Below are 14,830 nucleotides of genomic sequence, written 5' to 3' on the forward strand. Positions count from 1 at the left end.
CCGTGACCCGGCCGCCGGCGTCGACCGCGGTGGTCGCCGGCGGCGACCGGTCCGGGTCGGCCGGCGGCCGGGTCACGGCGGTCACGCCGGCACCGCCACGGGTCGTGCCGGCAGCGGACGCCACCGGGCCGAACGTTCCCGTTCGGTGAGGGCCATCGCGAAGGCGACCGCGAAGAACGCGACCGACAGGTTCTGGTTGGCCATGCCGTAGAACGGGATCTGCACCAGGCAGACCACCGGCACCACGGCCAGCCACTGCCCGGCCGCCGACGTCGCCCGCGCGCAGATCCCCGCGGCGGCCACGAACCAGGCCAGGAAGCAGAGCAGCGCCGGTACGCCGTGACTGAACAGCACCATCCAGAACTGCCCCTGGGTGCCGATCGGCGCCGCCGCGGAGACCGTGTCCACATTCGCCGGCGCGCCGTAGCCCAGCCACGGCGACTCCTGCACCCGACGGATCACCTCGGTGTAGAGCGAGAGCCGGTCGGTGTTGGTGTCGCTGGAGTCGACCCGCTGACTGATCAGGTCGGTGATGGGGATGAACAGCGTGGCCAGGGCCCCGATCACCACCAGCCCGACGATGGACGCGGCTACCCGCACGTTGCCGCGCAGGCTCGCCCGCACCCCGAGCACCGCCAGCCCGGCGCCCAGGCTGAGGAACATCGCCCGGTTGAGGGTGAGGAACGCCGGCGCCAGCGACAGCGGAAGCGACGCCAGCAGCACCCAGCGCAGCAGCCCTCGCGGGCGCAGCATGGCGAAGGCCACCACGCACGGCAGGGTCATCGCGTACGCGCTGCCGTAGTTGTTCGTGTACGCGAACGGCGCGGCCGGCCGGTAGATCGGGTTGAGCGAGCGGGCGCTGTATTCGGCGGTGGTCAGGTGGACCATGTCCTGGATGAACGGTGTGCCGGCCACCCCGCCGGGCAGCAGCACCTCCATCGGGGTGGTCATCGCCAGCCGGGGCGCCAGCACCCCGAGCCAGCCCAGCACGACCAGCCCGAACCAGAACGCGCAGAGCGGGCTGAGCACCGCCACCAGGTCGGCGCGTTCCCGGGCGGCGGCGTGCACGTAGACGCCGACCACCAGCGCGGTCAGGTAGAAGGCCAGCCGCAGGGCGAAGGTGAGCAGCGAGGCCGGCGACCGCCATCGCCACGTACCGGATGTCCGCGTCGACGGCCCGGGGACTGCCCCGCCACGGCGGGCGGCGGACCGTGCCGAGCAACGGCAGGCCGGTGGCGTCCCGACCGTCGGCGACCGAACGAACCCGCCGGTCGGTCGACTCCCACACGTACGCCAGCACCACGCCGAGCAGGGCGCCGCCGAGCAGGCCGGCGACCAGGTAGAGCGGGCGGTGCCCGGCGGAGGTGACCAGGGCGCGCTCGGCGGTCTGGGTGACCCAGCCGGGGTTGATGTCCACGGCGGCGATCTCGGTACGGGCGGCGTTGAGCTGGGTGAGCTGGTTGTTGATCCCGGCCAGTTCGGCCACGGCGGCGTCCCCGGCGCTGGTGTCCTTGGCGGTGCTCGCCCGCTTCTGCACCGCCGTCTGCTGGGCGGCGACCTTGGTGATGCTCGCGTCGTACGAGCGCAGCATCTCGGCGCGCTGCTGCTCGTACATGGCGCGCCGCACGTCCAGGTAGGCGCGGGCGGCGAGGTTGGCGCTCTGCACCGCCCGCTGCGCGTCCTTCGCCTGGTAGCTGAAGCGCAGGATCTGCCCGCCGGTGGGCACCTCGACCTCGAGTGCGTTACGGATGTCGCGCGGGTCGGCGCCGGCCGCGTCGGCGAGCCGCTGCACCACCTCGGTACCGGTGGCGATGCCGCTCTCCACGTTCATGTTGACCGCCCGGTCGGCGCCCGCGCCGCTGGGGGTGAACGCGTCGGTCACCACCGGACGGACCGCCACCACGGCGTTCGCGGTCATCGCCGCCGGCACCATCAGCACATAGCCGAGCGCGAGGAGCAGACCGGCCACGGCCACGGCCGTCACCAGCCGCAGCCGGTGCAGCGGCACCCGCAGCAGGTCGGTGAACGAGACGGTGCGATCGGCGCCAGCGGTCGGAGCGCCCGTCGACCAAGAGGTGGGAGTCGCGTCAGTCATGGAACTTCTTCACCGTCTGTTGAGGATTGCCGACGACCACGACGCGGGGCGGCACGTCCGTACGGACCACCGTCGCCGCGCCCACGACGCTGTCCCGGCCGACCCGTACGCCCTTCATCACCAGGGCATGCGCGCCGACCCAGACGTTGTCCTCAAGGACGATGGGGGCGCGGGTGGCCGGGCCGGGAGGCTCGTGCCGCTGCTCGGGTGGCAGGTTGTGGAAGTCGTTGTCGAGCAGTTCGCAGTCGGACAGCAGGCACCGGTCGCCGACTGTCACCGAGGTCCAGGTGCCGATCCAGGTCGCGTTCAACAGACACTCGGCGCCGATCCGCACCTCGCCGGGGCCGGCGAAGCGGACCAGCTTGTTCAACCGGGTGCGGTCGCCGATGGTCACCCGCACCCCGCGGCGCAGCCGGATCCGGCCACGGATCTCCACGTCCCGGCCGAGTGTCAGCCGCCGGTAGCGCAGCTTGTACCAGCCACGTTTGACCGCGAAGACCAGGAGCACCGCGCGTCGCGCGCGAATGCCAGCGGCGCCGACCAACCGACCCCTCCCCACATCGCGGGGCCGGCGGCGGTGCTGCCGCCGCCGGCCCAACGTGAACAATCTATCGATGCTCCGTTACGAACCGTAGACCCTTACTGCACGGAGAAGAATGTTGAAGGGGTGGACCAGGACAACTCGGGCGTCGCGAGGGCGAGCACTGTCGCTGCCGTCCCGTCGACCACCGCGCTCGGCGCGGCCGTCGGGTTGAACGGCACGCTACGCAGCGTGCCGTCGGTAGCACCGTAGACGATCCGGCCGGCCACCCACGCCATGCCACGCACCCCGGACCACGGCACGCCTGTCGTCGGCACGGTGAACTCGGTGGCGCCGAGATAGTTGCCGTCGATCTCGAAGTAGCGGTAGTACAGGTTGTTGGCGCCGGTACGCGTGTAGTAGAGCCGGCCGTCGAGGAAGAAGGCGCCGCTCCACACGGCCGGGTTGTACCAGTCGTTGTAGCCGGACGCCTCCCACGGCGATCCGATCGCCCCGCCGTTGAACAGCGAGACGTCGATCCGGCTGCCGGTGGGCGTGCCCGCGACCGTGTGCGACCAGTAGATCCGGTCGTCCACCCGCCACGTCGCGCCGGCCGCCGTGTAGGCCGGCTGACTGACCGTGGTCGGGGTGCCCAGCGTGGTGCCGTCGAACGGCACCCGGGCCAGGGTGGCCGGGGCGGTGCTCAGGTAGAGGTTGCCGGTGGTCGCGGTGGGTGGGTTCTTCGGGGTGAACGTCCGTCCGCCGGCGAGCGGGAACATGCCGAGCCGACCGTGGTACTCCTCGCCCATGCCGTCGGAGTTGTGCCCGAAGTAGAGGCCGTCCGTACCGCGCCACAGCACCGGCACCGACGAACCCCAACCGCTGGTGCCGGCCGGCATCGAGGCGCTGCCGCTGCGGCGCGGGTTCCAGTTCACCGGCATACCGGTGGCCGGGGTGACCGCCGCGATGCCGAGCCGGTCGACCGCGCCGGGGCCGGCGACGTCGACGCCGTTGGGGTTGTTCAGCCAGCGGAAGTGCCCACCGAGGTAGATGACGTTGTCGGCGACCTCGACCGAGGTGATGGTGTCGTTGCCGGTGTAGTCGGCCCAGGTGGCGAGCTGGCCGCTGCCCCGGTTGGCCGTCTCGAAACGGACAAGCGTGTCGCAGTAGGCGGTGGGCCACCCCGAACCGCCGTTGGTGCCGACCACGAACCAGCTGCCGTCCGCGCCGAACTTCACGTCCTGCACGTAGTGCACGAACGTGGACGGGGCGGCGCACGGCGGAACGAACTTCTCCGTGCTCCAGTCGATGAGCGTGGGCGTCGCGGAGACGTCCACAAGCGCCATCTGGTTACGCGGCAGGTCGTTGACGAGCATGAAGTTGCCGCCGACGACCAGGGTGTTGCCGTCCGGCGTGACGTCGATGGTCCAGACGTACGAGGTGGTGCTGTGCCGCCCCACCGTGGCGTTGATGTTGAAGGTCGGGTCGATGGCGCCGGTGGTCGCGTTGAGCCGGGCGAGGCCGGCGTGCGCGGTGCCGTTGAGCCAGTTGAACGCCCCGGCCACGTACAGCCAGTTGCCGTTCAGCACGATCTCGCGGACGTTGCCGCCGTCGGAGCGCCCCACCCAGGCGTCGATGATCGCGCCGGTGGACGGGTCGAGGGCGACCAGGTTCTTGCGGGAGACGCCGTTGACGTTCTTGAAGGCCCCGCCGACGATCAGCGTCCCGCCCGGGCCGGCGACGAGGGTGTTGACCGCGCCGTCGAGCACCGGCAGGAACGTCGTGGACAGGGTGCCGGTGGTGCGGTCGTACGCGAAGAGGTAGGGCTGGTTGATCCACGGTGAGCTGGCGGTCTGCCGCAGCTGCGTGAAGCTGCCGCCGACGAAGACCGTGTTGCCCACCTGCGCGAACGCCCGGGTTTCACCGTTGCGGGCGTGTGGGGTCGAGTCGGCGGGATTCGCCGACACGAGAGTCGCCGTCTCCGGGACCGGCACCACCGCCGCCGAGGACACCGAGGGCACACCGAGCACCGCGGCGACGATCGCCAGCGCGACCACCCCCGCCCTAGTACGACGTCGTCCTGCGAAACGCCACAAGTGCGGAAGTTTGGGCACGCTGCGCCTCCAAGGTGGATGAGAACCCGAGGTAGCGTCCCTCGCCCACGCTGGCAGGCGCATCCGCCGATTGGGCGGTGCATCGATCAGCAAGATGACAGAACACCTGCGGGTCGGATGTGCGATCCGACCCGACGGTGTGCCGTCACCACAAATACGCGATCGTCAGCGGCTCCCTCCTGTGGGCTGCCGCAGGTACCCGTCCCGACCGGCCTGGGAGAAGCCGGCCAGCGCCGACGCGTCGTGGTTCATCGTCATGTCACAGGTCGAGGTGCGCGTCGTCATGCCCGGCGAGTTGAAGTAGATGGCCGCCTTGATCTTCGGGTGCGCCTTCAGCGCCGCCGGGAACTCCTGGAACCAGCGCTGCTTGGCGCCCGGGTCGGCGGAGTTGAAGTTGGTGCCGAACTCGGCGAGCATCCGCGGCTTGCCGGCGCCGATGCCGTTCTCGTCCAACCAGCGGTAGAAGCCGCCCACCGTCGTGCTGGGGCTCTTCCACACCGTGCTGCCGTTGCAGACGTGGAAGTTGTACGGGTCGTAGGCCACCCAGTCGACGTAGCGGTCACCGGGGTAGAGGGCGGCGTACCGGGAGTAGTGACCGGACCAGCCCATCATCGTCCAGACCCAGACCGCGTTCGTCGCGCCTGCCTTCGCGAACCGCTCGTACACGTACCGCCAGGCTCGGACGAAATCGGCGTCGCTGCCCTTGCCCGGCTCGTCCTCCGGTTCGTGGTCGAAGCCCAGGAAGACCGGCACCCCGGTGGCGCGGATCCGCCCGGCGACCGCGTCGATCGTCGCGTCCTGCCGGCCACTGTAGACATCGGCCCACTTCAGGGTGGTGCCGGCGGAGAAGTCGCGGGACTCCCAGGCGAAGAACATCAGCCGGCCCTCGCGCATCTGCTGCGTCTCGTACGCGTCGGGGAAGGCGCCGTTGCTGCCCGAGTTGGAGAAGTCGTGGTAGCGGTGCACGATGTCGAACCTGCGGCCGACCTGCGCCTCCACGTCGGTGATCGCCTTGCCGTGGTCCCAGCCGCCGCCCGCGCCAGCGGGTGAGTACATGCCCCACCAGGCGCCGCAGGAGGGCACGAGCTTGGTCGACACCGACCCGCACTTGCCCGACGGGAGGGTGGTGCTCGCGCTCGGCGTGGGCGTCCGGGTCGGGACGACTGTCGGTGACGGCTTCGGCGCGGTCGTCGGCGACGCGCTGGCCGAAGGCGACGGCGCCGGCCGGGTGGTCGTCACCGACGACGGCCGGGCCCCGACGTCGTAGCTGATCACCAGGCTGGGTCGCAGGTCCGGGTTCCGGTTCTCCACCGACGCCCAGTAGATCCGGGTGTCCAGACCGGACTGGGCCAGCGACACCGTCCAGGTGCCGTTGCCGGTGACCAGCTTGGAGACGTCCCACTCGTTGACGCCCTTGGACACACCGGTCACGGTGTCCAGCGCGGCGCCGGCAGACGCCAGGGCCGGGCGCGTCTCGCGGGCGCTCAACGGCGAGGCGTGCGCCGTCACCGTCGCGGCGAACTGCTGCCAGGCGTGCAGCCGCAGCGTCGCCCGCACATTGACCGCGGCGGCCGGCACGGTGGTCACCGCGAACTCGATGACGGCCTCACGGCCACCACGCGGGTTACCGTCGCAGCGCGTCGGGCAGGTGGCGAGCGTCGTCTTGGCGGCGTTGTCGCCGTCCTGCGCCACCGCCGTGGCGGTGGTGTCCGCCACCGCCCGGATGGACAGCTCGTCGCTGGCCAACAGCGGCATCATGGTGGCGACGATGCCGGCCACCACCGAGCCCCCGACCACCCCGATCGCGATGGCCTTGCGCCGGGGACCGTTGCGGAACCGGGTGATGCGGTGCAGTCCGTGCCTGGTCAAGGAGTACTCCCTGTGTCTGCTGCGGTAACCGTGAGCAGCGTATCGACGACCAGGGCAGGTCGCGGGCAGGACAGTTTCCCGTAAGCGCGTCTTAACTGTCCGCTAAGGAAGATGCCGGTCCAGCGCGGCCCGCATCGCCTCGACCGGGGCACGCACGCCGGTGAACTGCTCGAACTGGCCCGCGGCCTGGGCCAGCAGCAGGTCCAGTCCGGACACCACCCGCAGGCCGGCGGCGATCGCGGACGAGGCCAGCGGGGTCGGCCACGGGTCGTACAGCGCGTCGAAGAACACCGTGTCGGGTCGCCAGTGCGCCTCGTCGGCGAGCGGGTCGGCCACCCCCTTCGGCACCGTCGAGACGACCACGTCGGCCGTGAGGTGCCGGGCGGCGTCGGCCCAGGCGCCGGCGTCCAGCGCGATGCCGACCGCGGCCGCCACCGGCCGCAGGTCGTCGACCGCCTCCGCGCGGCGGGCCACCACCGTGACCGCTGAGCAGTCCAACTGTGCGGCGGCGGCGAGCGCGGCGCGGGCCGTGCCCCCCGCGCCGAGCACCGTCACGGCGGCGCCGGGCACCACCCCGGCCTCGTCGAGCACGTGCACCATGCCGGCGACGTCCGTGTTGTCCGCGTACCAGGAGCCGTCCGGACGGCGTACCAACGTGTTGGCCGCACCGACGGCGGCGGCGACCGGCGACGCGGCGTCGGCCACGGCGAGCGCCACCTCCTTGCCCGGCATGGTCACCGACAACCCGGCCCACTCCGGGCCCAGGCCCGCGACCAGATCCGGCAGCTCCGCGGCCGCGCACTCGACCCGGGTGTACGACCAGCCGGTCAGCCCGGCGGCGGCGTAGCCGGCGGTGTGGATCACCGGGGAGAGGGAGTGCGCGATGGGCTTGCCCAGTACCGCCACCCTACGGGAAGCCATCTAGTCCGCCACTCTTTCGTGGATCTGCCCACACAGGTCGCGTCATCCGAGCTACGACAGCATACCGATCAGCGGCCTTCAGCCGCCTGCTTGACGTCCGATCTCAGGCACGGCTACCTGAGGCAGCGGTCCAGGATTTGCGAGCTAGACCGATGGGCAACTCATTTGCCAGGATCCTCTCACAACGAATGCCCGGCTAGCAGCCCTGTTCAACAAACAGAATGACCGTCAGCGAACGCGCGACCCGCCAAAAGCACTCGCACACAAGCTACAGGGAGCATGAGCCCCCCACAAGCCATGTCCGTCACATGCGCGGACGCGTGACGGGCCTTGGAACACCATGGGCGATGGGCGTCAGAGCCAAGAGCTAACACGGCCACACCCTTAAGTCGACTCGATCCATGCTCTCAAACCAGGCATTGCAACCAATAGCAACGCCATGGACACATTCCCCATAAAAGGGGCCACCTTGACAAAAAAAATAGCTATAGCAGGATCGATGATCAGCTATTAGCTGAACCCAGCCCTCAGCACAGACCAAAGGAAGTGTAATGAGATTGAGAGGAATTTTGGCGGCTGCTCTTATTGGTGCCGCCATGCCAGCTTTGACCCTGGCGCCGACTCCAGCAGCAGCAGTCACCGCAGGGCCATTCTGGTGGGCTTCGGCCTCAGTGAGCGACTCCAACCGGATGGTGCTCGACGTGCAAGGTCCCTCCACTGCACAATATGCCAAAATCCACCTGTGGAGTTTCCACGGCGGAAGCAGCCAATACTGGTATATGGATAGCGCGGGAAGCGGCAGTTCCACGTGGCTGCTGCGCAACAAGTACAGTGGTAAGTGCATGGATCGCCAGGGGACCGGAACCGCAAATGGCACCGCCGTGGTCCAGGACACGTGCGACTTCGGCGACAAGGGCCAACAATGGCGACAGGAGTTTCGATACGAGGGCGGAGGCCATCAGTACTACCGATTCGTCAACGTCCTGACAGGAAAGTGCCTCGATAACGCGGAGGGCGGAATAACCAATGGCAACAAATCCAAATCTGGGGCTGCAGCTCTACCGACAGCCTGATCCAGCTCTGGTACTGATACTGCACATATCGATCCGAGCCGACCGGGAGAACTATAGCGACGATTCTCTAGCAAGAGACCAGCTAGAGAATCGTCGCTAAGTCATCACTAGATGATGCCGGCCTCGCGGGCCTTGGCCTCGTTGCGCTGGTGCTGCTCGTAGTCCTCCGCAAAGGCCGAGTGGCCCTTGTCGTCGATCGCCACGAAGTAGAGCCACTTGCCCACCGGCGGGTCCATCGCCCCTTCCAAGGCCTGCTTACCCGGGTTGTTGATCGGGGTGGGAACCAGACCCCGCAGCTTGCGGTTGTACGGGTTCTTCGGATCGTCCAGCTCCGACGCCGTCATCTGCTTGGACGACTTGGTCGGCTTGCCGATCGACTCCAGGTAGTAGTTGACGGTGACGTCCATCTCCAGGCAGTTGCAGTTGAACTCGCCGTACACCCGGTTGTAGGCCACCCGGGCGACCTTGCCGAGGTCGTCCTTGTTGCCGGCCTCGGCCTGGGCGAGCGAGGCCACGATCAGCGCCTCGTACGGGCTGACACCGCCCCGCTCCTTCTGCACCCGGTCGGCGAACTTCATCTCACCGGTCACCGAGAGGAAGTTGTCCACCATCAGCTTGAGGATGCTCTCCGCGGTGGCCTTCGGCGGGATCTCGTACGTGTCCGGGTAGAGGAACCCCTCGACGGACTTGACGACCTTCTTGCCGTCGCCGCGCGTGAACCACCAGTCCGGCACACCGAGCGCCTCCGGGTCCTTGGCAGCGGCCTCGAAGTCCTTCACCGGGATCTTGGTCTTCTCGGAGAGCAGCTTGTAGATGTTCTTGCTGGTCCGACCCTCGGGGATGGTGATCCCGTTGACGATCCTGTTCTTCAGGTCGAGCATCGCGGTGACCGCGCTCGCGCCACTCATCTGCTTGCGCAGCTTGTACGTGCCGGGCTGGATGTTCTTGCTGCGCGAGTTGGCCTCGGCGGCCTCGATGAACGCCTTCTGACTCTTCACCACGTCGGCGGCGACCAGGGCGTCGGCCATGTCGGCCAGCAGCGCGCCGTTCTTGATCTCGACGGTGATCTCACCGGTGCCGGCGCCGTCGTAGTCGGGGGTGACGAAGTAGTTCTGGATCCGGTCGAAACCGTAGAACGCCCCGCCGCCGATACCGCCCAGCAGGAACAGGGCCAGCAGCAGCGCCAGGAATGTCTTACCCCGGCCACCGCCCGACCCGCCCTTGCCCTTGCGCTTCTGCACGAAGCCCCGCCGGTGCCGGCCCTTCTCCCCCCGCTCCGGCTCGTCGAACCCAAGGTCCAGATCGTCGATCATTGCGTCCGCCTCCGCTGCGCGTCCAGCCAGCTCTGCAGGATCTCCACCGCGGCCGCCTGGTCGACAACCGCACGTTGACGTTTACCTCGGACGCCACGCTCGGCAAGCCTACGAGAAGCGACCACGGTCGACATCCTCTCGTCAGTGAGCGTTACCGGAACGGGCGCTATCACATCGACCAGTCGGTCAGCGTACGCCTTCACGTGGACAGCCGCGGGACCGTGCCTGCCGGCGAGGTTGACCGGAAGGCCGACGACGACCTCGACGGCCTCGTGCTCGGCCACCAGCGCCGCCAGTTCCGCGAGGTCGCTGGGCACCGCATCCGGGGCCGCCGTGAGATCGCGGGCCAGGGTCACCAGGGGCGTCGCCAGGATCCCGTCCGGATCCGAGCGGGAAATGCCCACCCGCACCTGGCCGACGTCCACCCCGATCCGCACACCACGCGTCAGCTCAGCCACCGACGGTCACCACCGGGGCCGTACGAACCAGGGCGGACCGAACGGTCCGCCCTGGTCGACAATGATGGTCCATCACGCCTCGGTGATCGCCTTCTCTACGGTGAGCAGCAGCTTCGGCGCCTCGGCGGCCGGCAGACCGCCACCCTGGGCGAGATCGGGGCTGCCCCCGCCGCGCCCGGAGAACGCCGCCTTCACCAGGTCCGAGGCGGCCAGGCCCCGGCCCCGGGCGGCCTGGTTCACCGCCACCACAAGCGACGCCTTGCCGTTCGCCCGAGCCGCCACCGCGACCACCGCCGGCCGCGCCGGGTCGATCTTGCCGCGGATCTCCTGGGCGAGGGTCCGCACATCGTTGCCGGCCGCGCCCTCCGGCGCCTCGGTGCCGACGTACGCCACGCCGCCCACGTCCTTGGCCTGCGCCGCGAGCGCCGACGCCCCGCCCAGCACCAGCTGGGCGCGGAGCTTCTCCAGCTCCTTCTCCGCGTCGCGCAGCTGGGTGACCGTCTGCTCCACCCGGTCGGCGACCTGCTCGCTGGGCACCCGGTACAGCTCGGCCAGCCGGGAGACCAGCAGGTGCTCGCGGGCCAGGAAGCTGAACGCGTCCATGCCGACAAGCGCCTCGACCCGACGGACACCGGAGCCGATCGACGACTCGGAGAGGATCTTCACGAGGCCGAGCTGGGCCGAACGGGCCACGTGCGTGCCACCGCACAGCTCCCGCGCGTAGTCACCCACCTCGACGACCCGCACCTCGTCGCCGTACTTCTCGCCGAAGAGCGCCATCGCGCCGATCCGCCGCGCCTCCTCCAGCGAGGTGATGAAGGCGTGCACCTCCAGGTCGGCCAGGAGAACCTCGTTGACCTGCTGCTCCACGTCGCGCAGCACGCTCGGCGACACCCCGGTCGGGGTGTTGAAGTCGAACCGCAGCCGGCCGGGCGCGTTCAGCGAACCCGCCTGGGTGGCCGACTCGCCGAGGAAGTTCCGCATGGTCTGGTGCACCAGGTGGGTGGCCGTATGCGACCGCGAGATCGCCCGGCGGCGGGTGGTGTCGATCTCCGCGTAACCGGTCTCGCCCGCGCGCACCTCACCCCGGATCACCCGGGCCCGGTGCACGATCAGGCCCGGCACCGGCTGCTGCACGTCGAGCACCTCGACCTGACCGCCACCAACGGTGATCATGCCCTGGTCGGGTTGCTGGCCACCGCCCTCGGCGTAGAACGGGGTCGTGTCGAGCACCAGCTCGACTGTCTCGCCCTCAGTCGCCGCCGCGCGCGGCCCGTCCGCCCCGAGCAGCGCCCGCACCGTCGACTCGCGGGCCACCTCGCCGTACCCGGTGAACGTCACCGGGCCACCCGAGTCGAGCACCGACCGGTACGCCGACACGTCGGTGTGCCCGGTCTTGCGCGCCTGCGCGTCGGCCTTCGCCCGGGTCCGCTGGTCGGCCATCAGACGGCGGAAACCCTCGTCGTCGACCTTGAGGCCCTGCTCGGCGGCGATCTCCAGGGTCAGGTCGATCGGGAAGCCGTACGTGTCGTGCAGCTGGAACGCCTTCGCGCCGGACAGCGCCGTGCCACCCGCCGTCCGGGTCTCCGCGATCGCCGTGTCCAGGATCGTCGTCCCCGCTCGCAGGGTGGACAGGAACGCCTCCTCCTCCGCGTACGCGTACTGCGAGATCCGGTCGAAGTCGGCAGCCAACTCCGGGTACGACGGCGCCATGCAGTCCCGCGCCACCGGCAGCAGCTCGGGCAGCGCCCGGTCCTGCCAGCCGAGCAGCCGGATCGAGCGGATCGCCCGGCGCATGATCCGCCGCAGCACGTACCCGCGACCCTCGTTGCTCGGAGTCACCCCGTCGCCGATCAGCATCAGCGCCGTGCGCACGTGGTCGGCGACCACCCGCAGCCGCACGTCGTCCGGGTGCGACTCGCTGGCCACATGACCGGAGTGCGCGCCGTAGCGCTTGCCGGTCAACTCGGCCGCCCGGGTCAGGATCGGCCGGACCTCGTCGATCTCGTACAGGTTGTCGACACCCTGCAGGATCGAGGCCATCCGCTCCAGGCCCATGCCGGTGTCGATGTTCTTCGCCGGCAGGTCACCCAGGATCGGGTAGTCCTCCTTGCTGGTGCCCGGACCCCGCTCGAACTGCATGAAGACGAGGTTCCAGAACTCCATGTAGCGGTCCTCGTCGACCGCCGGGCCACCCTCGCGGCCGTACTCCGGGCCCCGGTCGTAGAACAGCTCGGAGGACGGGCCGCATGGCCCGGGGATGCCCATCGACCAGAAGTTGTCCGCCTTGCCCCGACGTACGATCCGCTCCGCCGGCACGCCGATCGAGCGCCAGATCTCGAACGCCTCGTCGTCGTCGAGGTAGATCGACGGCCAGATCCGCTCCGGGTCCAGGCCGTACCCGCCCTGGTCCAGCGGCTTCGTGATCAACTCCCAGGCGAGCGGGATCGCCCCCTCCTTGAAGTAGTCACCGAAGGAGAAGTTGCCGTTCATCTGGAAGAACGTCCCGTGCCGGCTGGTCTTGCCGACCTCGTCGATGTCCGGCGTACGCAGGCACTTCTGCACGCTGACCGCCCGCTGGTACGGCGGAGCCTGCTGACCCAGGAAGTAGGGGACGAACTGCACCATACCGGCGTTGACGAACAGCAGGTTCGGGTCGCTGATGGCGGGCAGCGGAGCGGACGGCACCACGACGTGGCCATTCGCCTCGAAGTGCGCGAGGTACCGCCGCTTGATCTCCGCCGTCTTCATCGCTGGTGTTCCTCCGGAAAGATGTGTCGATCGCCGATCCGCGGGTCCTCCCGCAGCTCGGCGAACTTGTCGTCGAACGCCTCGCCCTGGGCGAACGCCTGGTGGATCTCCTGCTCGCGCTCGGCCATCCCGATGCGAACGTCCTCCACGAAGCTACGCAGCGACTCGACCAGCCCGCCAGCGGATTCCGACAACGAGCTGGCCATGCCGGCCGGGGTGTAGGCCTGCGCGGTCCTGGTCGCCTTGCGGACCACCACGACGCCCACGGCGAGCCCGATGCCGAGCCAGAACAACCGCCTCATGTCTCGCTACCTCCTGGTACGGCGGCCGGTCAGCGGTTGCCGCGCTTCGCGGCCCGCCGCTGCTGCTTGATGGTGTCGCGTACCTCGCGCTCGGTCTCGGCGTGCCGACGGCCGGCGGCGGCCTTGCGCACCCCGTAGCCGAACGCGGCCACCTTGACCAGCGGGTTCGCCGCCGCGGCGGAGACCACGGTGGCCAGGTTGGCGACGTTGGCGGTGACGTTCTGCGCGTGGCTGGTCATCGTGTCGACCTTCGCCAACTGGAGGTTCACGCCGTCCAGCGACGTCTGCACCTGCTCCAGCGCGACGTTGACGTTCTTCACAGTGGTGTTCACGTCGCCGAGCAGCGGGGCGGTCCGATCGTTGAGGTCGTTGATCATCCGCGTGGTGGCGTCCACCGTGTGCCGCAGCCGCAGGATGGGCAGCGTCAGGATGAGCACCAGCACCGCGAACGCGCACGCCGCGACCAGCGCCGCGATCGCTCCAATGTCGCCCACGCCTGTCCTCCTCAAGCAGAGTTCCGCAGGACCCGACGTCCCCGGAACGCACAACGGTGCCACGAATACCAGACATGCCGACCGTCGCCGTTCAGCGGCGGCGGACGTGCCCGCCAGCCCCAGACCCTACCGTCCGTGATGGAAACCGGCTCAGGACGGTGAGGGTGTCAGGTCGCTAAGCGGGTCACCACTGACTGTCGGGAACGGATCCTCTCCGGTCAGTGACGGATCCGTGGTCGGCTGGGGCCTGGTCCGTTCGTCGTCGATCGCGTTGCGCACCTTCACCGACACCAACGAGCCGGCGCACTCGGTCGCAGCGGCCGATTCCTCGGGGGACGGCACGATCGCGGGCTCGCCGTCGACCGGCGGCGGTACGCAGGTCGGCTCGCGCACCCACAGGTCGAGGGTCAGCTCGTCCCGGCGCCAGCAGGTGTAGCTGCCCTTCGTCTCCTGCTCCGGGCAGCGGCTCACCTTCCACGGTCGCCAGCCGTCCTCGCGCAGCGCGTCCTCGTAGACCTTCGTGGTCTCCGCCGGTGACTTCTGGGAGGTGACGGTGCGCTCGCGCAGCCGGCAGTCGAGCAGGCACCAGCGGCTGCCGCTGACGTCGTCGTCGGTCTTCGCGGCGGCCCAGGCCGGCACGTTGAGCTGGTCCAGGTTGTCGAAGACCGGGTCGCGGCTCAGCGTACGGATGCCGAAGAAGAGCGGCACCGCACCGAGCAGCACGATGCTGACCAGCGCCAGTGCCAGCGCCCGCAGTCGCCGTCGCTCGCGCGTCTGCCGACGCTGCTCGGACCGGGCGCCGGTGGCGGGACCGTCGTCGTCCTCGGGGGCGTCCTGACCGGCCTGGCGCAGCGCGGGGCTGGCGGCCGGTTCGGGTGCCGGCCGCTCCACCGGCCCCGCCGGGGTGCCCGCCCCCCCGG

11 protein-coding genes and 2 pseudogenes are annotated in these 14,830 nt (G+C 69.6%); 1 reads left to right on the forward strand and 12 read right to left on the reverse strand.

What is annotated here, in order from left to right:
• Positions 1-81 precede the first annotated feature (81 nt).
• The 6 genes and pseudogenes from FHG89_RS02320 to FHG89_RS02345 all read right to left on the reverse strand — a co-directional run.
• Positions 82-1,149 (reverse strand): annotated as a pseudogene (locus tag FHG89_RS02320) (O-antigen ligase family protein); the annotation flags it as partial.
• Positions 1,133-2,095, reverse strand: a pseudogene (locus tag FHG89_RS33480) (lipopolysaccharide biosynthesis protein); the annotation flags it as partial. The pseudogenes FHG89_RS33480 and FHG89_RS02320, both read right to left, overlap by 17 nt.
• Entirely contained in the window at positions 2,088-2,639 is a 552-nt protein-coding gene (locus FHG89_RS02330) for an acyltransferase (protein ID WP_244295112.1), read from the reverse strand. The pseudogene FHG89_RS33480 and the gene FHG89_RS02330, both read right to left, overlap by 8 nt.
• A gap of 95 nt (positions 2,640-2,734) precedes the next feature.
• A complete protein-coding gene (locus FHG89_RS02335) occupies positions 2,735-4,672 on the reverse strand; it encodes a hypothetical protein (RefSeq protein ID WP_244295114.1) in 1,938 nt (645 codons plus the stop codon).
• 222 nt (positions 4,673-4,894) lie between these two features.
• Positions 4,895-6,598 (reverse strand): glycosyl hydrolase, encoded by a 1,704-nt coding sequence (locus FHG89_RS02340; protein ID WP_139582383.1) that lies wholly within the window; start codon positions 6,596-6,598, stop codon positions 4,895-4,897.
• Between the two features lie 102 nt (positions 6,599-6,700).
• On the reverse strand, positions 6,701-7,519 hold the full coding sequence (locus tag FHG89_RS02345) for a shikimate dehydrogenase (protein WP_139582385.1): 819 nt from the start codon (positions 7,517-7,519) through the stop codon (positions 6,701-6,703).
• A gap of 551 nt (positions 7,520-8,070) precedes the next feature.
• Here FHG89_RS02345 and FHG89_RS02350 point away from each other — a divergent pair.
• Positions 8,071-8,592 carry an RICIN domain-containing protein gene (locus FHG89_RS02350; RefSeq protein WP_139582387.1) on the forward strand — a complete coding sequence of 174 codons (522 nt, stop codon included), beginning with the start codon at positions 8,071-8,073 and terminating at the stop codon, positions 8,590-8,592.
• Between the two features lie 107 nt (positions 8,593-8,699).
• Here the strand turns inward: FHG89_RS02350 and mltG are convergent, their stop codons facing one another.
• The 6 genes from mltG to FHG89_RS02380 form a co-directional block, all read right to left on the reverse strand.
• Entirely contained in the window at positions 8,700-9,905 is a 1,206-nt protein-coding gene (mltG, locus tag FHG89_RS02355) for an endolytic transglycosylase MltG (RefSeq protein WP_139582388.1), read from the reverse strand.
• Positions 9,902-10,363: a Holliday junction resolvase RuvX gene (ruvX, locus tag FHG89_RS02360; RefSeq protein WP_139582390.1), complete on the reverse strand. Its 462-nt coding sequence runs from the start codon at positions 10,361-10,363 to the stop codon at positions 9,902-9,904. Before ruvX ends, mltG begins: the two co-directional genes overlap by 4 nt.
• A gap of 72 nt (positions 10,364-10,435) precedes the next feature.
• The gene (gene alaS, locus FHG89_RS02365; protein ID WP_139582392.1) at positions 10,436-13,114 is read right to left on the reverse strand and encodes an alanine--tRNA ligase; all 2,679 of its coding nucleotides are present in this window, start codon (positions 13,112-13,114) and stop codon (positions 10,436-10,438) included.
• Positions 13,111-13,416: a hypothetical protein gene (locus FHG89_RS02370; RefSeq protein WP_139582394.1), complete on the reverse strand. Its 306-nt coding sequence runs from the start codon at positions 13,414-13,416 to the stop codon at positions 13,111-13,113. Before FHG89_RS02370 ends, alaS begins: the two co-directional genes overlap by 4 nt.
• Positions 13,417-13,445: 29 nt before the next feature.
• Positions 13,446-13,910: a DUF948 domain-containing protein gene (locus FHG89_RS02375; protein WP_139582396.1), complete on the reverse strand. Its 465-nt coding sequence runs from the start codon at positions 13,908-13,910 to the stop codon at positions 13,446-13,448.
• 150 nt (positions 13,911-14,060) lie between these two features.
• Complete coding sequence (locus FHG89_RS02380; RefSeq protein ID WP_139582399.1) at positions 14,061-14,762, reverse strand: hypothetical protein; 702 nt, start codon at positions 14,760-14,762, stop codon at positions 14,061-14,063.
• Positions 14,763-14,830 lie beyond the last annotated feature (68 nt).

The organism is Micromonospora orduensis, from assembly GCF_006228125.1.
Lineage (GTDB): Bacteria > Actinomycetota > Actinomycetes > Mycobacteriales > Micromonosporaceae > Micromonospora > Micromonospora orduensis.